Source organism: Thermaerobacter subterraneus DSM 13965 (genome assembly GCF_000183545.2).
Classification (GTDB): Bacteria; Bacillota; Sulfobacillia; order Thermaerobacterales; family Thermaerobacteraceae; genus Thermaerobacter; species Thermaerobacter subterraneus.
Window position 1 is genome coordinate 358,661 of record NZ_JH976535.1, and the last position, 18,870, is coordinate 377,530.

14 protein-coding genes are annotated in these 18,870 nt (G+C 73.0%); 8 read left to right on the forward strand and 6 right to left on the reverse strand.

The features are described from left to right. Positions 1-20: 20 nt before the first annotated feature. The 3 genes from glyS to ppdK all read left to right on the forward strand — a co-directional run bounded on the left by glyS (position 21) and on the right by ppdK (position 5,863). Complete coding sequence (gene glyS / locus THESUDRAFT_RS01730; protein ID WP_006902977.1) at positions 21-2,243, forward strand: glycine--tRNA ligase subunit beta; 2,223 nt, start codon at positions 21-23, stop codon at positions 2,241-2,243. A 97-nt stretch (positions 2,244-2,340) separates the two neighbouring features. After that, the gene (locus tag THESUDRAFT_RS01735; protein ID WP_006902978.1) at positions 2,341-3,171 is read left to right on the forward strand and encodes a pyruvate, water dikinase regulatory protein; all 831 of its coding nucleotides are present in this window, start codon (positions 2,341-2,343) and stop codon (positions 3,169-3,171) included. After that, positions 3,152-5,863: a pyruvate, phosphate dikinase gene (ppdK, locus tag THESUDRAFT_RS01740; protein WP_006902979.1), complete on the forward strand. Its 2,712-nt coding sequence runs from the start codon at positions 3,152-3,154 to the stop codon at positions 5,861-5,863. The genes THESUDRAFT_RS01735 and ppdK overlap by 20 nt, the downstream gene beginning before the upstream one ends. Before the next feature lie 54 nt (positions 5,864-5,917). On the opposite strand, the gene THESUDRAFT_RS01745 is transcribed toward ppdK, so the two are convergent. Both THESUDRAFT_RS01745 and nhaA read right to left on the reverse strand, forming a co-directional pair. Further along, positions 5,918-7,501, reverse strand: a complete 1,584-nt coding sequence (locus THESUDRAFT_RS01745; protein ID WP_341349098.1) for a potassium/proton antiporter — start codon at positions 7,499-7,501, stop codon at positions 5,918-5,920. 199 nt (positions 7,502-7,700) lie between these two features. Beyond that, positions 7,701-8,957 (reverse strand): Na+/H+ antiporter NhaA, encoded by a 1,257-nt coding sequence (gene nhaA, locus THESUDRAFT_RS01750; protein WP_006902981.1) that lies wholly within the window; start codon positions 8,955-8,957, stop codon positions 7,701-7,703. Between the two features lie 360 nt (positions 8,958-9,317). Here nhaA and THESUDRAFT_RS01755 point away from each other — a divergent pair, with 360 nt between their 5' ends. After that, positions 9,318-9,806 carry a hypothetical protein gene (locus THESUDRAFT_RS01755; protein ID WP_006902982.1) on the forward strand — a complete coding sequence of 163 codons (489 nt, stop codon included), beginning with the start codon at positions 9,318-9,320 and terminating at the stop codon, positions 9,804-9,806. On the opposite strand, the gene bshB1 is transcribed toward THESUDRAFT_RS01755, so the two are convergent. The 3 genes from bshB1 to THESUDRAFT_RS13160 all read right to left on the reverse strand — a co-directional run bounded on the left by bshB1 (position 9,737) and on the right by THESUDRAFT_RS13160 (position 13,883). Beyond that, positions 9,737-10,678, reverse strand: a complete 942-nt coding sequence (gene bshB1, locus THESUDRAFT_RS01760) for a bacillithiol biosynthesis deacetylase BshB1 (protein WP_006902983.1) — start codon at positions 10,676-10,678, stop codon at positions 9,737-9,739. The genes THESUDRAFT_RS01755 and bshB1 overlap by 70 nt on opposite strands. 42 nt (positions 10,679-10,720) lie before the next feature. Continuing rightward, positions 10,721-13,543, reverse strand: coding sequence for a hypothetical protein (locus tag THESUDRAFT_RS01765; RefSeq protein ID WP_006902984.1), 2,823 nt, complete (start codon positions 13,541-13,543; stop codon positions 10,721-10,723). 202 nt (positions 13,544-13,745) lie between these two features. Beyond that, a complete protein-coding gene (locus THESUDRAFT_RS13160) occupies positions 13,746-13,883 on the reverse strand; it encodes a hypothetical protein (RefSeq protein WP_156821674.1) in 138 nt (45 codons plus the stop codon). Positions 13,884-13,913: 30 nt separating this feature from the next. On the opposite strand from THESUDRAFT_RS13160, the gene THESUDRAFT_RS01770 reads away from it, so the two are divergent. From THESUDRAFT_RS01770 to THESUDRAFT_RS01780, 3 genes are all read left to right on the forward strand, one after another. After that, complete coding sequence (locus THESUDRAFT_RS01770; protein ID WP_278199623.1) at positions 13,914-14,390, forward strand: DUF5946 family protein; 477 nt, start codon at positions 13,914-13,916, stop codon at positions 14,388-14,390. A gap of 129 nt (positions 14,391-14,519) precedes the next feature. Further along, positions 14,520-14,831, forward strand: a complete 312-nt coding sequence (locus tag THESUDRAFT_RS01775; protein ID WP_006902987.1) for an EthD family reductase — start codon at positions 14,520-14,522, stop codon at positions 14,829-14,831. Positions 14,832-15,096: 265 nt separating this feature from the next. Further along, positions 15,097-16,500 (forward strand): magnesium transporter CorA family protein, encoded by a 1,404-nt coding sequence (locus THESUDRAFT_RS01780; RefSeq protein WP_006902988.1) that lies wholly within the window; start codon positions 15,097-15,099, stop codon positions 16,498-16,500. A gap of 135 nt (positions 16,501-16,635) precedes the next feature. Here the strand turns inward: THESUDRAFT_RS01780 and ilvE are convergent, their stop codons facing one another. Beyond that, positions 16,636-17,538 carry a branched-chain-amino-acid transaminase gene (gene ilvE, locus THESUDRAFT_RS01785; protein WP_006902989.1) on the reverse strand — a complete coding sequence of 301 codons (903 nt, stop codon included), beginning with the start codon at positions 17,536-17,538 and terminating at the stop codon, positions 16,636-16,638. 184 nt (positions 17,539-17,722) lie between these two features. Here ilvE and THESUDRAFT_RS14840 point away from each other — a divergent pair, with 184 nt between their 5' ends. After that, a complete protein-coding gene (locus THESUDRAFT_RS14840; protein ID WP_006902990.1) occupies positions 17,723-18,862 on the forward strand; it encodes a histidine kinase in 1,140 nt (379 codons plus the stop codon). Positions 18,863-18,870 lie beyond the last annotated feature (8 nt).

Genomic DNA, 18,870 nt, shown 5'->3' on the forward strand with positions numbered 1-18,870 from the left:
CGGGGGAAGGAGCCAGGACCATGGAGCAGCGTGAGATGGACCAGTCCGAGATGGACCAGCGGCTCGATCTTCTGGTCGAGGTGGGGTGCGAGGAGATCCCTGCCGGCGACTGCGGGGAGGCTCGCCGCCAGCTGGCGGAGCGGGCCGGCACGGCCTTGGCGGAGGCGGGCCTGACGTATGAGGTGGTGCGGTCCCTGGGAACCCCGCGCCGGCTCACCCTGGTGGTGCAGGGGCTGTCACCGCGGCAGGAAGCCCGGGAGGAGTGGGTCCGGGGGCCGTCCCGGGCCGCGGCCTTCGGTCCGGGCGGCGAGCCGGCGCCGGCGGCCCTGGGCTTCGCCCGCAGCCAGGGGGTCGAGGTGAGCCAGCTGGTGGTGCGCCAGACCCCCCAGGGCGAGTACGTCTTCGCCCGCAAGGTCCACCAGGGGCGGCCTGCGGCGGAGGTGCTGGCGGAGTTGCTGCCGGCCGTCCTGGGCGGCCTTGAGTTCCGCCGCACCATGCGCTGGGGGGCCGGCGAGCACCGGTTCATCCGCCCCGTCCACTGGCTGGTGGCCCTGCTGGGCGAGGAGGTGCTGCCGGTCTCCTTCGCCGGGGTGCGGGCCGGGCGGGTGAGTTACGGTCACCGGTTCCTCCATCCGGAGGCGGTGGAACTGGCCTCGGCGGCGGAAGACGAGTACCGCCGCCGGCTGGCGGAGGCGTATGTGGTGGTCGACCCCGAGGAGCGCCGGCAGCGCATCGTGGAGCAGGCCCGGGCCGTGGCCGCCGCCGTGGGGGGCGAGGCGGAGATCGACCCCGAGCTCCTGGACGAGGTGGTCGACCTGGTGGAGTACCCCACGGCCTTCACCGGCTCCTTCGCCCCCGAGATGCTGGAGCTGCCCCGGGACGTGCTGGTCACCACGATGAAGGTCCACCAGCGCTACTTCCCCGTGCGGCAGCCGGGGGAGAGCCGCCTGATGCCCTACTTCATCGCCGTCCGCAACGGCGACGAGCGGCACCTTCAGACGGTGCGGCAGGGGAACGAGCGGGTGATCCGCGCCCGGCTGGCCGATGCCCGGTTCTTCTTCCAGCAGGACCGGCAGCGGCGGCTGGCGGACCGGGTGGCGGACCTGGAGCGGGTCTCCTTCCTGCCGGGGCTGGGCACCCTGCTCGACAAGACGCGGCGGCTGGAGCGGCTGGTGGGCTGGCTGGCGGAGGAGCTGGGGCTGCCGGCCGAAGAGCGGCAGCAGGCGGCCCGGGCGGCCCGCCTGGCCAAGGCCGACCTGGTGACCGCCCTGGTCTACGAGTTCACCGAGCTGGCAGGCCGCATGGGGAGGGAGTACGCCCTGCTGGACGGCGAGCCGCCGGCGGTGGCCCAGGCCCTGGCCGAGCAGTACCTGCCGCGGGGCGGGGACGACGGCGAGCTGCCGTCCACCTGGCCGGGCCTGCTGCTGGCCATCGCCGACCGGGCCGACACCCTGGCGGGTTGCTTTGCCGCAGGCCTGGAACCCACGGGCTCCCAGGACCCCTACGGCCTGCGCCGGGCGGGGGTGGGCCTGCTGCGCCTGCTGGCCGGGCCCGCGGCGCAAGGGCCGGCGGGCCGGGCGGAAGGCGGCGGCGCGCCGGCCGGCGCGGGCGCAGCCGGATCGGGCCACCCGGCCCTGCCCCCCCTGGATGCCCTGCTGGATCAGGCCCTGGCCGGCTACCTGCCGCCCGTGGCCTCGCCGGCGGTGGAGGTACGGTTCGACCCGGACGAGGTCAGGGCCAGGCTGATGGACTTCCTGGCAGCGCGGCTGCGCGGGCTGCTGGCCGAGGCGGGTTACGCCCACGACGTCATTCAGGCGGTGCTGGCGGTCGACGCCCGCGACGTGCCCGGGGTCTGGGCCCGGGCCCGGGCGGTGGCGGAACTGGTGGCCTCGCCCCTGGCTGCCGACGTGCTGACCGTCCACCGGCGGGCGGCCAACCTGGCCGGGCGGGCGGAGGCGGACGCCGTCGACCCGGCCCTGTTCCGGGAGGCCGAGGAGCAGGCGCTCTACGCCGCGGTGGAGGCAGCCGCCGGGGTGGTGCAGGAGGCCCTGGCCGTCCGGGATTACGGCGCCTACTTCCGGGCCATCGCCGGGCTGCGGCCCGCCGTCGACGCCTTCCTCGACCGGGTGCTGGTGATGGCGGAAGATCCGGCCCTCCGGGCCAACCGCCTCGCCTTGCTCAAGCGGGTGGCCGGCCTGGCCGGCCGGGTGGCGGCCCTCGGGGAGCTGGCGGCCGGCGTCTAGCCCGGCCGCCGGCCGCTGAAGCCCGGGCCGCCGGCACCAGGGATTGGCGCCAGGATGTCCAATCCTGACACCCGATGGCCGGGGGAGGGGGAACCTGGTGGCAGAACCGGTGGTGTTCATCGTCTCCGATTCCCTGGGCGAGACCGCCGAGCTGGTGGCCCGGGCGGCCGCCAGCCAGTTCAACGGTCATCGTGCGACCTTCTACCGCTTCCCCTACGTCGATCGCATGGAGACCGTCGACGAGATCGTGGCGCGGGCCCGTCGCGAGCAGCGCAGCCTGATCGTCCACACCCTGATCCTGGAGGACTTGCGCCGGGCACTGAACGAGAAGGCCCAGGCGGCCGGCATCCCCGTGGTCGACATCATGGGGCCGATGATGGCGGCCTGGATGCGGGTGGCGGAGCGCCCGCCGCGGCTGCAGCCCGGCCTGCGCCACCGCCTGGACGAGGAGTACTTCCGGCGGGTGGAAGCCGTGGAGTTCGCCGTCAAGTACGACGACGGCAAGGATCCCCGCGGCCTGCTCCAGGCGGACATCGTGCTGCTGGGCGTCTCCCGCACCTCCAAGACGCCGGTCAGCATGTACCTGGCCCACCGCATGTACAAGGTGGCCAACGTGCCCCTGGTCCCGGAGGTGGAGCCGCCTCCCGAATTGTATAAGGTACCGCGGAACCGGCTGGTGGGCCTGATCATCCGCCCCGACGCCCTGCAGCGGATCCGGCGGGAGCGGCTCAAGGCCATCGGCCTCGGTGAGGACTCCAGCTACGGCAGCATGCAGCGCATCCAGGAAGAACTGGCCTACGCCCAGCGCATCTTCCGGGAACTGGGCTGCCCCGTCATCGACGTCACCAACAAGGCCGTGGAGGAGACGGCCAACACGGTGCTGCAGATCCTGGCGAAGGGGGAGCTCCATGAGCACGGGGACCGCTGAGCCCGCGGCCCAGCCCCAGGCGGCGCCGCGGCGGTGGGTCTACTTCTTCGACGAGGGAGCGGGGGCCGGCCGGGCCCTCCTGGGCGGCAAGGGCGCCAACCTGGCCGAGATGACCCGCATCGGCCTGCCCGTCCCGCCGGGCTTCACCATCACCACCGAGGCCTGCAAGGCCTACCAGGCCGCCGGCGGGGTGTTCCCGCCCGGCCTCATGGAGCAGGTGGAGCAGCAGCTGGCGCGGCTCGAGCGGGAGATCGGCCGCCGGTTCGGCGATCCCGAACGGCCCTTGCTGGTGTCGGTCCGGTCCGGGGCGCCCGTCTCCATGCCGGGGATGATGGACACCATCCTCAACCTGGGGCTCAACGACCAGGCGGTGCAGGGGCTGGCCCGGGAGACGGGGGACCCGCGCTTTGCCTTCGACTGCTACCGGCGGCTGATCCAGATGTTCGGCGACGTGGTGCTGCGGGTACCGGCCGCCCGCTTCGAGCACGCCCTGGAAGCCGCCCGGCAGCGGCGCGGCGTCCGGTTCGACCACGAACTGCCGGCGGAGGAACTGGAGCGGCTGGTGGCGACCTTCAAGGAGATCGTCCGGCAGGAGGCCGGTCGCGACTTCCCCCAGGACCCGCGGGCGCAGCTGGAGCTGGCCATCCGGGCCGTGTTCGACTCGTGGAACAACGAGCGGGCCAAGGTCTACCGCCGCATCCACAAGATCCCCGACGACCTGGGCACCGGTGTCAACGTGCAGGCCATGGTCTTCGGCAACACGGGCCCCGACTCGGGAACCGGCGTGATGTTCACCCGCAATCCCTCCACGGGTGCCCGCGAGCTGTATGGCGAGTACCTTCCTAATGCCCAGGGGGAGGACGTGGTGGCCGGCATCCGCACGCCGGAGCCCATCGCCCGGCTGAAGGAGCAGCGGCCGGCGCTCTACCGCCAGCTGGAGCAGGTGGCGGAGCGCCTGGAGCGCCACTACCGGGACATGCAGGACATCGAGTTCACCGTCGACCGTGGGCGCCTGTTCCTGCTGCAGACCCGCAGCGGCAAGCGGACGGCGGCGGCCGCCGTGCGCATCGCCTGCGACATGGTGCAGGAGGGCCTCATCGATCGGCAAACGGCCCTGCTGCGGGTCGACCCCGACCAGGTGGCCCGCCTCTTGCACAAGCACGTGGACCCCAACGCGGCGGTCGAGCCGCTGGCCCAGGGGCTGCCCGCCTCGCCGGGGGCGGCCGTGGGGGCCATCGTCTTTGACGCCGATGAGGCGGAACGGCTGGGCCGGGACGGCCAGGCGATCATCCTGGTCCGGCCCGAGACCACCCCCGATGACATCCACGGCATCGTGGCGGCCCAGGGTGTCCTGACCAGCCGCGGCGGCATGACCAGCCACGCCGCGGTGGTGGCCCGCGGCATGGGCAAGCCCGCCGTCTGCGGCTGCGAGGCGCTGCGCATCGACCTGGAGCGGGAAGAGTTCCAGGTGGGGGGCCGGGTCTTCCGCAAGGGCGACATGATCACCATCGACGGCGCCACGGGCCGGGTATTCGCCGGCCAGGTGCCGCTGGTGGAACCGGAGCTGTCGCCCGAGTTCCGGCAGCTACTGGAGTGGGCGGACGCGGCGCGGCGGCTGGGGGTGCTGGCCAACGCCGACACGCCGGAAGATGCCCGCCGGGCGCGGGAGTTCGGTGCCGAGGGCATCGGCCTCTGCCGGACCGAGCACATGTTCATGGGCCCCGAGCGGCTGCCCGCCGTCCAGCGCATGATCCTGGCCGAGACCCGGGAGGAGCGGGAGGCGGCCCTGGCCGAGCTGGCGGTGATGCAGCAATCCGACTTCGAAGGGATCCTGGAGGCCATGGCCGGGCTGCCGGTGACCATCCGCCTGCTGGACCCGCCGCTCCACGAGTTCCTGCCCTCCCTGGAGGAGCTGCTGGTGGAGGTGACGCGGCTGGAGCTGGAGGGCGGCGACCCGGCCCGGCTGGAGGAGCGCCGCGAGCTGCTGCGCAAGGTGCGGGCCCTGAACGAGGCCAACCCCATGCTGGGCCACCGTGGCTGCCGCCTGGGCATCACCTTCCCCGAGGTGTACGAGATGCAAGCCCGGGCCATCTTCCGGGCCACGGCCAACCTGCGGCGCCGCGGCGTGGATGCCCGGCCGGAGATCATGATCCCGCTGGTGGCCCACGTGCGGGAGCTGGCCTTCTTGCGGGAGCGCATCGAGGCGGTGCGCCGGGAGGTGGAGGCGGAGACGGGCCTGGACCTGAAGGTCCGGATCGGCACCATGATCGAGGTGCCGCGGGCGGCCCTGACGGCGGGCGAGATCGCCCAGGTGGCCGAGTTCTTCTCCTTCGGGACCAACGACCTGACCCAGACCACCTTCGGCTTCAGCCGCGACGACGCCGAGGGCAAGTTCCTCCACCACTACCTGGCGGAGAAGATCCTGCCGGAGAACCCCTTCGTGTCCCTGGACGCCGCCGGGGTGGGCCGGCTGATCCAGCTGGCCGTGGCCGACGGCCGCCGGGTCCGGCCCGACCTCAAGGTGGGCATCTGCGGCGAGCACGGCGGCGATCCGGCGTCCATCGCCTTCTGCCACCGGGCGGGGCTGGACTACGTCAGCTGCTCGCCCTTCCGCGTGCTCATCGCCCGGCTGGCGGCGGGCCGGGCGGCGTTGGAGGAAGGCGGCAGCGAGGGCGGCGGGGGCGAAGGGTGAGGCAGCCCCCATCGTCACCCAGGGCGAGGCAGCCCGGGTGGCCGTCCGGTTGGATCAGGTGACCTCCGATGCCGGTGCGGGCGGCGGGGGTGCGCCGTCTCCGGCTGGGGGCCGGCCCGTTCCACCCCTCGGGCCGGGTTCGGTGCCCGCCAGCAGAGCGATCACCGGCTCCACGTCCCGCTCCTGTACGAGAACGTACAGGTGGTCCCCGGGATGGAGCACCGTCCGGCCCCGGGGCGGGATCACCCGGCCGTCCCGCACCAGCATGGTGACCGTCGCCCCTCCGGGCAGGTTGACCTGGGAGAGGCTGCGCCCCGCCGCCGAGGCATGTTCGGAGACCTGCACGTGGATCAGGCCCACGGCGGGCCGGCCCACCGGCGCCAGCTCCAGCCGGGGCTCCGCAGGTCCCGCCCCCGGCGCGGCCAGCCCCAGCCAGCGGGCCAGGGGAGCCAGCGTGGTGCCCTGGACGGCCACCGACGCCAGGACGACGAAGAACACCACGTGGAACAGGTACCAGCTGTCTTCCAGCCCGGCGGCCAGCGGGACCGTGGCCAGCACGATGGGCACCGCGCCCCGCAGGCCCGCCCAGCCGAGGAACAGGCGCTCGCGCCAGTCGAAGTCCCAGGGCAGCGTGCAGATCCAGGTGGCCAGGGGCCGGGCGACCAGCATGAGGGCGCCGGTGATCACCAGGGCCCCGCCGGCAACCTCCGGCAACTGGCTGGGAAAGACCAGCAGCCCGAGGAGGACGAACATGCCCACCTGGGCCACCCAGCTCAGGCCCTCGTGGAACCGCACCACCGTGAGCCGGTACACCGGCGCGTAGCGGCTCATCATGAGCCCGGCCAGATAGACCGCCAAAAAGCCGCTGCCGCCCACCACCGCCGCCGCGCCGTAGGCCGTCAGGGCGACGCCCGTGCTCAACAGCATGTACGGGTAGCTGGATTCCGCGGCCAGGCGGTTCATGGCGACGGCTCCTGCCCGCCCGGCCGCCCATCCCGCCACGGCGCCGAACCCGACCTGCCGGACCAGCAGCGCCAGGCCTTCCAGGGGGGCGACCGGTTCGATCGCCATGCGGACGAACAGGTCGGTGAGAAAGATGGCCACCGGATCGTTGGTCCCTGACTCCAGCTCAAGGGTGGCGGCCAGCTTGCGGGGGAGCGGCGTGCGGCGCAGGATGGCAAAGACGGCGGCGGCGTCGGTGGAACCGACGATGGCGCCGATGAGCAGCCCATGGGTCCAGTCCAGACCGGGCAGCCAGGCAGCCGCCGCTCCCACCAGCGCGGCGGAGATGGCGACGCCGGCCGTGGCCAGGACCAGCCCCGGAGCCAGGACGGGGCGCAGCTCGCTCCACCGTGAGGCCAGCCCGCCTTCGAACAGGATGAGCGCCAGGGCGACGGTGGCCACCTGGTGGGCAAGGCGGGCGTTGTCAAAGTAGACCCAGCCCAGGACGTCGCTGCCGGCCAGCATGCCCAGGCCGAGGAACAGCACCAGGGCGGGGAAGGCGACCCGATCGGCCAGCCAGGTCAGCGCCACCCCCAGCAACAGCGCAATGCCCAGTCCCAGCAGCAGCAGGGTCAGGACGTCGATGGTTCCACCCCCTGGCGAGAATTCCCCCTGCCTTCCCGCAGGCGGGTACAGGCATAGGCCTGGCGGCCGGGCCTTGTGACCGGTCCCTGCGGCAGGGCTCCGTGCTCGGGTGTCGCGGCCGGTCTGTGCGGCCGAGCTCCGTGCTCGAGCCTCGTGACCCGTCCCTGCGGCCGGGTCCCTCGCACGGGCTCCGCGCCCGGTCCTAGGGCCCCGGCCCCATGCCCGGTTCCGCTGCCGCCTGCCCGTCCCCTTATCTTGTGGCTCGCGTCGCGGATCGTGCCGTGCCCGCGCTCAGCACGGCCAGGCCGGCGATACCGGCCACCGCCGATGCGGTCAGGACGCCGATCTTCGCCTGATCGAGGTAAGGGGTGCCGTCGAACGCCAGGCCCGCTATGAAGAGGGACATGGTGAAGCCAATCCCTGCCAGCAGGCCGGCACCGGCCATGGCGCTCCAGCCCGTGCCGGCCGGCAGGGAGGCCCAGCCGGCGCGGACAGCGAGCCAGCTGGCGCTCAGGAGGCCGGCGGGCTTGCCCAGGAGCAGGCCAAGGAACGCGCCCATGGTGACACGGCTCGGGGAGGCGGCCTCCAGCGATACTCCCGCCGTCAACAGCGCGAACAAGGGCAGGATGGCATAGGTCACCCAGGGGCTCAGCATGTGTTCAAGGCGGTGCAGGGGACCGGCCGCCGCGTGGGCCGGCGTGGTCCCACTGCCGGCCGGGCCGCCGGTGCCGCGGGCCGGCCCGGCGCCCTCTGTGGCCTCCATGGGGACGGTCAAGGCCAGGAGGACGGCGGCGACGGAGGGACTGATCCCCCCCTGGAGCGAGCCGTACCATGCCAGGAGACCGAAGAGCAGATACACCGCCAGGTGCTGGCCGCGGGCCAGGCGGCCGTAAGCGAGGGCCCCTGCCAGCGCCACCGCCATGAGCAGCAGGGGACCGGGCTGGAGACCCCCGCTGTAGAACAAGGCAATGACCAGTACGGCCCCCAGGTCGTCAACGATGGCCACCGCGGTGAGGAAGACCTTGAGCCCAACGGGCACCCGCGGGCCGAGCAGGCTGAGGACCCCGAGGGCGAAGGCGATGTCGGTGGCCATCGGGATACCCCACCCCGGTGCGCCGGGCCCGCCGGCATTCACCACGCTGTAGATCGCCGCCGGAACCACCATCCCGCCCACTGCCGCGATGACGGCCAGGGCGGCCCGGCGCGGATCGGCCAGCTCTCCGGCCAGCAGTTCCCGCTTGATCTCGAGACCGACCGCGAGGAAGAAGATCGACATCAGCCCGTGCTTCACCCACTCGGCCAGGGTCATGTCCAGCTCCATAGACCCGAGCCGCAGCGCCACCGGGAGTTCCTTCAGGGCCCGATAGGCTTCATATGCCGGCGAGTTGGCCCAGATCATGGCGATGACGGCACAGGCGATGAGGAGGATCCCGGCCCCCGCCTCGCTGGCCAGAAACTCCTGCCATGCGCCTGGCGCCGGCCGGACGCGGCCCTTGCCTCCCGCCACCGGCTACCACCTCCTGACGATTCGCTCCCACCGCTTCGTCATGGACCGGAGAAAGGACGTCACGAGAGACGCGCGAGCCAGGCCCTCTCGCCGGGGACCAGCCTGGGCATGGAAGCGCCGTGAGGAACCACACCATAAGATACCGGAAAGACACCGTTGTGGCCAACCTGGCCATGTGGACGGTGGCGAAGCGCAAAAGTCCTCGCCAATAACGCTTCATCACACGATATCACCGTCAATCTCGCTCGCGCTCTGCGGAAGCACTGCCGGGCAGCTCCAGGGCCGGGGGCGGCGCGAAGGGACGGCCGCCCATCACCCCCCAGCCCGCCGCAGCATGTATGGGTTGGGGAGGGAGGCACCGTGTTCGTCCATCTCGGCAGTCTTGCCCAGATTGCAGGTGCGGATTGGGTGCGGCGGGGCCTGGAGCTGGTTCCGCCCGCCGACGCCAGGATCCTGGCGCGGCGGTGGGGCCTGGACGGGGGGACGCCCCGGTCCATTGCCGAACTGGCCCGGGAAGAAGGGGTGCCCCCCATCGCCATGGTGAGGCGGCTGCAGGAAGCGGAGCGGCGCCTTCTCCGGGCCATGGCGGCAGCCCGGCCGGCGGCGGCGCCGGGCAGCGGTCAAGGTTCTTCGCCCGGGGTGGAGACGCCCGGAGCCTCCCCGGGTTCGCGGGCCACGGCACGGCCCCCCGCCCCGGCAGCCCGCGGCGCGGCGGGGACCGGCCCGGGACCGGGCGGCCGCCCGGGACCCGGACAGCCGGGACCCGGGCAGCCGGGTCCTCAGCCCCGCCGGAAGGCCGCCACGGGATCGGCGACCGGCACCGCGTCGGCCAGGAACGCCTCGCCGTAACGCACGCCGATGCGCAGGCCGTAGTGCCGGGCACGGACGGTGGCCGCCTCGAGGTAGTCCTCGACCCCGAAGTACTTGTGGTCGATGGGGGCCGTGGGCTCGACGAACTGGCTGGCGAAGGCCCGCATGGCCTGCAGCTTCCCCTCGAAGGTGTCCGTGATATCGACGACGAAGCTGGGTTCGACCCACTCGTTGACGGGGAAGAAGAGCAGGGCGTCCACCAGGTGGTACGGCTCGCCCAGATCCAGGTTGCGCAGGGCCGCCTGGAACACGGCCCGCCGCACCAGGGCCCACGCCCCCCGGTGGTCGGGGTGGCGGTCGTCGCCATGGTGGGTGAAGACCAGCCGCGGCCGGCAGCGGCGGATCAGGGCGGCCAGCTTGCGGCCCAGGGCGGGGGAGTCTTCCACCCGGTTGTCGCCCAGGTGGAGATTGAGGCGGAAACGGGCGCCGTACACCCGGGCGGCGGCCGCCGCCTCCTGGGCCCGCCGTTCCGGGGTGCCCTTGCTGCCCAGCTCCCCCCGGGTCAGGTCGATCAGGCCGATGCGGTAGCCGAGCCGGTGCAGCTTGACCAGGGTGCCGCCCATGCCGATCTCGGCGTCGTCCGGGTGGGCGCCGATGACCAGCACGTCAACGGGCTCAGGCTCGGCGGCCGGGGCCGGCGCCGCAACCTGGGCCTTGACCTCCGGCTCGGCCCGGGGTTCGGCATGGGGGTTGGCCTGGGGGCCAGTCGGGCCGGCCGGTGCCGCTCCCGTTCCCGGAGTCCCGGTGCCGGCAGTTCCCTGGGATCCGGGTTCCGCGGCTGCACTGCCCGCCGGTTCGTCTTGTGCGTCTTGGGTGCCGTGGACACCTCGTCCAGGCGCGAAATCTGCCACAGCCCTCTCCTCCCGTTCCGATGCCTGGAATCGTTCCGGCGTCTAATGTGCGGAATCCCCTGACCCGGTGCCCATCCCGGGTGCTTCCCGGGCACTCCTGCCGTCTGGTTCTTCCAGGGCGAGTCGTTCCAGGGTGGCCAGCGCGGCCCAGGTGACGAACCCGGCGCAGGTGGCGAAGGCAGGGCCGGTGCGGACCTGCCCCGTCGCCGCGTCCACGGTCTCGCAGGCGAAGCCGCTGTCCATGGGGGCCCGGGCCAGCCATCCCAGGTACTCCCGCCGCCCGGCCAGCAAGCCGGCGGCTACGCTGAGCAGCCAGGGATGGCGGGCGTGGGGGCAGGTGGGGGTGGCGAAGGGTCCCGCCGGCGGCCCGTAGGGATTGTGCGCCGAGTAGATCCACCGCACCGTGTTGGCGAGCACCGCCGCCACGTCCAGCGGGTCGTCCGGCCGGCGGCGGGCGAAGCCGTATGGGCCCAGAAGCTCCAGCGTGCCCGGCGGCTCGTCGTACAGCACGGCGCCCGCGCCGCCGGGTCCGGCCACGGCCCAGGCAAGCTGGGGGCCCCACGGCCCGGGCACCACGCAGTGGGCCAGCACGGCCCGACGGGTCTGCGCAGCCCGCCCGGCCAGCCAGGCGGGATCCGGGCTGCCGCCCGGATGGCGGGTGGTCCGGGTGCCCGCGGGTCCGGTGCCGGCGGGTGGGGCCACTCCGGGCCGAGAGGAAGCCAGGGCGCTGAAGGCAGAACCGGCGGTGGAGGCGGGCGGGATGTTCGGGGCGGCACCGGCGCCCGGGGTGTGGTCAGCCGCCGAGGCGCGGCCGGCGCTGCCGGCGGCGAGGGTGGGGCGCCAGGGCACCTCTGGCCCCACGGCCACCGGGAGTACGGCCACCGCGGAGGCATCCCCATGGCCTGGTGCGGCGGGCCGGTCCCGGCGGGCCTGGGTCCGGGCCGATGCCCGGGCCAGGTCCTCCAGCGCCTGGGCGTAGAGGGCGTTGTCGTAGGTCACGAAGGGCGCCTGGGCCGGGTCGTCCGACGGCAGCAGGAAGGTGGCGACGAGCCCCGTGGCCTCATCCCGCCGGGCCTCGGCCGCGGCCAGGACGGCGGCCAGCCCGGCGGCGACGGCCGGTTCGTCGAGGATGGAGGCGTCGCTCGTGGCCTCCAGGTACCGGGCCAGGGTCAGGGGCCAGGCCGCAGCCTGGTCCAGCTCCCAGCCCGGATAGAGGACCGTGCCGTCCAGGTACTGGCTGTGCTCCCCCGGGTAGCGGGTGTAACGTGCGAAGGCGGCCACCAGGATCTCTCGGGCCAGGTCCGGGTCGGTGGATAGCAGGGCGGGAAAGGCCCAGAGCAGGCTGTCCCGTGTCCAGTGGGCGCCGCTCACGTAGTAGCGCGGGCTGCGCGAGGTGAGCAGGACCCAGTCGTCCCCGTCCAGGGTCCGGCCGTGGGCGTAGAACAAGCTGAACCAGAGGTTGCACCGGAGGCGGTCTTCCAGAGCACGGGCTTCCGGCGGGCTGAGCAGGCCCAGGGCGACGGCCCGGTCCAGGCCGGCCCGGCGCAAGGCGGCCCGGCGCCAGGGAGACAGGGCGGGTTCGGGCGCCGGTGCCACCCGCTGGCGGTCCCCGTGAGGTTCGACCGGGTCCTGCTCGCCTGCCGCCTGCGGCCGGTTCCTGTCCCGCTGGGGCCGAAAGGGATCCCGGGCTGCCAGCCACTGCAGGGTGGCGTCCAGCAGCCGCTGCCATCCCACCCGGGCCAGGTGGACCGCCGTGGTGGCGGCACCGTCGGCTTCGGGCGCCACCCCGCCGTACACGATGAGCTCCCCGGTGCCGGGGGGTGACCAGAACGCCCAGCCATCCCCACCCGTCTCCCGCTCGGGGGGATCGCCTGCGGCCGAGCGCAGGGCCAGGGCGGCCACCGGCACCGTGCCGGGAGCCTCCCAGGCCAGGGCCTTGGTCCAGCGGTAGGGGAAGGGGCCGCCGTCACCGGCCAGGGGTCGCCGGTGGTAGACCGTGCGGTACACGGTCCCCGGACGAACCAGCAGTCCCAGGCGCACCCCCGCGGGCAGCGGGGGCCGCTCGCCGGAACCGGCCGCCGGGAAGAGGCGCAGGGCGACGGCAAAGCCCCGCTGGCCGGCCGGGGCCAGCCAGGTGACCTCCAGGCGCCAGTCCGGCAGGCCGGGGAGGTCGATCTGCCACTGGGGCACCCAGCCCTCCAGGTAGTGCAGCTCGGGGCTGGCCGGGGACGGGAGTTGCTGGGGGGCACCCCCGATGGTCTCGGGGCTTTCGGAACCAGGAAGGCGACCGGCAGGGCGGTCGCCCGCCGTTGCGGCCGCAGGCACCCTTGGGCCGGGCGTGACCGGGCCGTCGCCGGCTCCCGCCGCGGTCGCCCTTGCGGCGGTGGTGGCGGGGCGGTCGCAGGCCCCCACCGCCGCAGGCGCCCCCGAAGCGGTCGTCGCCGGGCCGGCGGTGGCCGTCCGGCCACCTTCCGGCGCCGGCGGCCACAGGCGCCGGCCGTCCTGCTCGACCACGGGCATGAGCAGGGGACCGGGCGCCTCACCGGTCCCGGGCCCCTCCGCCGGGCCGTGGCCGTCCCCGTGCCCGGGCTGCCGCCCCACCGGGGCTCCGGTGAACTCGATCAGGGCCCGGGCGACGCCGCTCAGCACGCCCACGGACCGCGCTGCCGCGGTGGCCGGGTCGAGGTCCGGCAGGGACACCCAGAAGTTCCCCGTCACCGCCACGGGCTCCACCGCTGCCAGCTCTTCCGGCACGGTGAGGATGGGGGAGCCGGGCAAGAGCGGCTCGCTGGCACCGTCCCGTGGCCGCTTCTCCGTACCCGGCCGCGATCGCCCTGCGGGCTGTGGTCGTCCTGTGCCTTGCAATGGCGGCCCTCCCCCGCCCCTGCCCCGGTCATGTCCCGGCGGCCACGGGGCTCCTGGCGCTCAGTGACGCAATGGCGGGACGGAACCCGCCCGGCAGCCTTTCGCCGGGGGCCGGCGGGGATCCTCCGCCGGGACCCGGTGGGGATCCTCCGGCCGGGGCCCTGTGGGGTGCCTCCGGTCCGCACCCGCTTGACCCCGGGAGTCACCCCTTGGTCCCACTAACCTTGATCCCACTCAAGGTATGTCCCTCCGCGAACTCCCGCTGCAACAGGAAGAAGAGCACCAGGGACAGCACGAGGGACGGGAGCACCACCAGGGTGGCCGCCGCCATCTGATCCATGTCGACGGGCAGTTGGACTCGATGCCCGGAATGTGGTCTCGAGGTCGCGGATCGGCACTTGCCGGTGGCCGGTCCTTCCATGCGAGCGGGGAATGCCTGGAGCTCTACCATCGCTTGGTCGCCGAAAACCCGGGGCGCCCCGATCCGGCCTTGGTGCACCAGCACTGCGTGGATGCCTATGCTGCGCAACACGTGGGGGAGCGTACCAAGCCGATCACCGCCGTGTTTGCCCTTGCCGGCTTGTACCTGGCGGTCGAACGCGGGTTCACGGGACGGCAGGTGCAGAAGGCACACGTGGAACTGGCCAGGCGCGCCGGACGGCGGATCGCTTGGTCGCGACTTGATCCCCGGCCCGGCCCATGGGCCCTGACGGTCCTGGATGTGCTGCAGGCCGGGGCGGGCAAGGCCCGGACCCTTGCGATCAAGCGCTGGGCGCAAACCGCTTGGGAGGGCTGGGCGCACGAGCACCAGCGTATCCGCGACAGGTGGCGTCGATGGATCCTCTAAGGGCCCCGCGGGGATGACCCGCCGATGGTAACCGCCCGCAATGCGGGTCACATGGAGCCGCGCCCAGGAACCCCCTGCCGCCCCGCCGAAACCTCCGGAAAGGCGCACCAGTCCGCGAGAGGGGGATGGATGGTGGTCAAGCTGGTGGCCCTATATCAGCATCCCGACGACCCGGAGGCTTTCGACCGGCACTACCGGGAGGTGCACCTGCCCCTGGCCCAGCGTATGCCGGGCCTGCGCCGCGTCGAGATCGCCCGGGTGACCGGCTCGCCGGGGGGCTCGTCGCCCTACTACCTGATGGCCGAAATGTACTTCGACGACGCCGCCAGCCTGCAGGCGGCGCTGCAATCGGCCGAGGGGCGGGCGGCCGGCAAGGATCTCATGGGCTTTGCCGGGAAGATCGTCAGCCTTCATATCGCCGAGGTGATCCAGCAAGACTAAACGGGTGTGCCGGCGGGGCGGGTATGGGGTGGGGTGAGTCTGCAGGCCGCGTGGGCCCGGGCGGGCGTGCCAGCACGGCGCCGGGGATCGGCGGGTGGCAGGGCGGGTCCGGCCAGGCGGCGGCCGGCGGGTCTCGCTGCCGAGGGCTGGGCTGGCACGGCGGTGTGGGAGGGCTGGCGCTGCCGAGGGCTGGGCAGGCAAAGCGGTGCCGGAGAGCTGGCGCTGCCAAGAAGGAGGGGCACCGGCCTGGAGGTGGGCATGCGGCTTGATCCGGGCGTGGGAGTGGTCGGAGCGGGGCCTGGTGGAAGGCAGGGTGCCCGGCGACGGGCAGGCTCCAGGCCAGGGACCGGGAGGCGCGGAGGCTCCCGGGGCCCCGGGCCGCGACCCTGAGGCCGGAGCGGCTCGCGTCGAGGCACCAGGTGACGGCCGCGCCGAGCCTGCAACACGTGGCACTACGGGCCGTGCCGGCGGCCACCGGGTAGTGGTCTGGCTCGATGTACGGGACCCCACCCCGGCCGACTGGGGCCTGCTGCGCCGGCGCCGCGCCCTGGCTCCCTTCCTCTGGAGCCGGCTGGAGTCGGGCACGGCACCCTACGGGGTCGAAGCCGCCGGTGGGACCCTGGTCTTTCAGATCCTGCTGCCGGCCGGCCGTCCTTGCCTGGTCATCCTGGCCCCCGGCGAAGTGACCACCGTCTGCGACGGGGGAGCCGACCCGTGGGAGCGGCTGCGGGAGCGGCTGGCCACCGGCCCGGCCTCCGTGCCCCGCACGGCGCCGTGGCTCCTCTACTTCTTGCTGGAAGACGTCCTGCACAGCTACGGCGACCACGTCCAGCGCCTTGAGGACCGCCTGGAGCCGGTGGAGGCCCACTTCCTCCGGGACGAACCCGGCCCCGGGGGCGCGCCTGCCGGCCAGGGCGACGCGGCCCGCACGGGCAACACGATCACGGTCACGGGCGCCCCGGGCCGGACGGGCCCTGCACCGGACGAAACCGCCCCCGCCCCGGCGGATCCCGCCGGCGGCCGAACCGGTAGGGCCCCGGCAGGCCCCGCCGCCGGCCAAACCGGCAAGGCCCCGGCGGGTGCCGCCTCTGACCGGACCCGACAGCCGCCGGCGGGCGAGCCCCGCTGGAGGCGGGTGCGGGGACCGCGGCCCGCGGCGGTCAATGGATCCAGGCACCCCGCCCCCGGGCGGTGGCGGGATGCCGGCGGCGTGTCGTTCCTCAGTACCTTGCACCGGCGGGCCGGCCAGCTGCACCGGCGGCTGAACAGCCTGAGCGAGGTACTCGACCGGCTTCTGGAGAGCAGCTACAACGGCTACGAAGGCCGGGGCGAGGGACTGGGCGACCGCCAGCTGCGTCCCTACCTGCGCGCCCTGCGGGACCACGCGGGGCGGCTGAGCGGCCGGCTCGAGAACGCCCGGGAGCTGGTCGTCACCCTGATGAACCTGCGGCTCGCCCTGGCGGCCGAGCGCACCAACCGCCTCATCCTGAGGCTCACGGTGCTCTCGACCATCTTCCTGCCCCTGACCTTCCTCACGGGCATCTACGGCATGAACTTCAAGTACATGCCCGAGCTGGACCTGCCCTGGGCGTATCCGGCCCTGCTGGCCTTCATGCTGGCGCTGGGCGTGGGCCTGTGGTGGTTCTTCAAGCGGGAGTACGAGTGGTGACGGGAGGGGACGAGTGGTGACGGGGGTAGGGGCTGAAGCGCGGGTGCGGTGAGCGCGGCTCAAAAGGCGGGCGCCCGCGGCCCAGGTCAGGCCGCGGGCGCCGGGCTTGCCTCCCGCCTTCCGGGACGTTCCTCCTCAGGCGCCGGCTGCCGCCTGGGCGGCCGGTTCGTCCCAGATGGGGGTGCCGTGGCTGCGGGCGTACTCGCGGAAATCGGCCATCAGCTGGCGGGTGATGGGACCCGGCCGGCCGTCCCCCAGCCTGCGGCCGTCGACCTCGATCACCGGGCAGACCTCGGCGGCGGTACCGGTGATGAAGCATTCCTCCGCCACGTACACGTCGTGCCGGGTGAAGACGGCCTCCTCCACGGGGATGCCCCGCCGCCGGGCCAGCTCCATCACCGTGTCCCGGGTGATCCCCTGCAGGATGCCCAGGTGGGGCGGCGGCGTCAGAAGCCGCCCATGGCGGACGATGAAGATGTTGTCGCCCGTGCATTCGGCCACGTACCCTTCCTCATTGAGCATGATGACTTCCGCAAAACCGGCCAGATTGGCCTCCAGCCGGGCCAGGATGTTATTCAGGTAGTTGAGGGACTTGACCCGCGGGTTCAGGGCGGCCGGCGAGGTGCGGCGGGTGGCGACGGTCATCACCCGCATGCCCTGCTCGTAAAGCTCGGCGGGGTATAGGGCCAGCCGGTCGGCGATGATGACCACCGTGGCCCGGGGGCACTTGCGCGGGTCGATGCCCAGGTCCCCCGGGCCCCGGGAGACCACCACCCGGATGTAGGCTTCCGCCAGATCGTTGCGACGGCAGGTTTCCACCACGGCGGCGGCCATCTCCTCGGGAGGGATGGGGATCTCCAGCAGGATGGCCCGGGCCGATTCATAAAGCCGCTGGATGTGTTCGTCCAGTTTGAAGACCCGGCCGTTGTATGCCCGGATGCCCTCGAACACCCCGTCGCCGTAGAGAAAGCCGTGGTCGAAAACGGACACGGTCGCCTCCTCCTTGGGGACGAAGCGACCGTTCACGTACACCAGCATACCGTTCGGACCCCCTCCATACCGCGGGCGCCTCGAATATGTTAACGTCGAAAATACCATCTGGCTGTGACGGGGTCAAGAAAGAACTGGCCGATTTGTGACGAACTTCACATAGGCACAGGTCTCAGGGTGCAGCCGGTACGGGTGCCGCACGACGGGGTACCGGGTGCGGGGTGGATGCACTGTGACGGCCGAATGGACCTTCCTCGACCACACCTTCCGCATCGGCGAGGAGACCCTGCCCTACGTGCGGCAGGGGCTGAACGAGGAAACGGCCCAGAAGATCTGCGAGATCATCCGCGACATCGCCGAGGTCGACGCCGTGGCCATCACGGACCGGCAGACCATCCTGGGCTACGCCGGCCTGGGCTGCCCCTTCATGGTGCGGCACCAGCCCATCCTCACCCGGGCCACGCGCAACGTGCTGGCGACGGGCCGGCTGCGGCTGGTGGCCTCCAAGGCGGATTTCGAATGTCCCATCGCCGGTTGCCCCTGCCCCCTGCAGGCGGCGGTCATCGCACCCCTCAAGGTCCGGGACCAGGTGGTGGGGACGCTGAAGCTGTATCGCACCCACCGCAACGACATCCCCGGCATGGTCCACCGCCTGGGGGCGGGGATCGCCCAGCTGCTCAGCCTGCAGATGGAGCTGGCCGAGGCCGAGCGGCTGCGGGAACTGGCAGCCCGGGCGCGGCTCGAGGCCCTGCAGGCCCAGATCCGCCCGCACTTTCTGTTCAACACCCTGAACACGGTCCTGATGTTCAGCCGCACCGACCCCGACCGGGCCCGCGACCTGCTGGTGAAGCTGGCGGTGTTCCTCCGCCGGGCCCTGACGGTACGGGACGAGTTCATCCGCCTGGAAGACGAGATGGAGTACGTGCAGATGTACCTGGAGATCGAGCAGGCGCGGTTCGGCGACAACCTGCGCTTCCGCGTGCGGATCGACCCCCGGGCCTTCGGTTGCCTGGTGCCGGTGCTGACCATCCAGCCCCTGGTGGAGAACGCGGTGGTCCATGGGCTGGCACCCCGGGAAGGCGGCGGGCGCCTGACGGTGGCGGCCCGGGTGCGCGGCGGCCACTTGCACGTGGTGGTGGCCGATTCAGGGGTCGGCATCCCCCCGGAACTGCGCCAGGAGATCTTCCGGCCCGGGGTCGGCAAGGGCATGGGGCTGGGTCTTTCCAACGTCAACCAGCGGCTGGTGGGCTTGTACGGGGAGGCGTACGGGCTCAAGGTGCGGAGCCGCCCGGGGCGGGGAACCCTGGTGCGCCTGGTGGTCCCCTTGCGGCGCCAGGCCGTGCAGCCGGCCAGGGAGGAACCGGCGCGATAAGGAGGAAC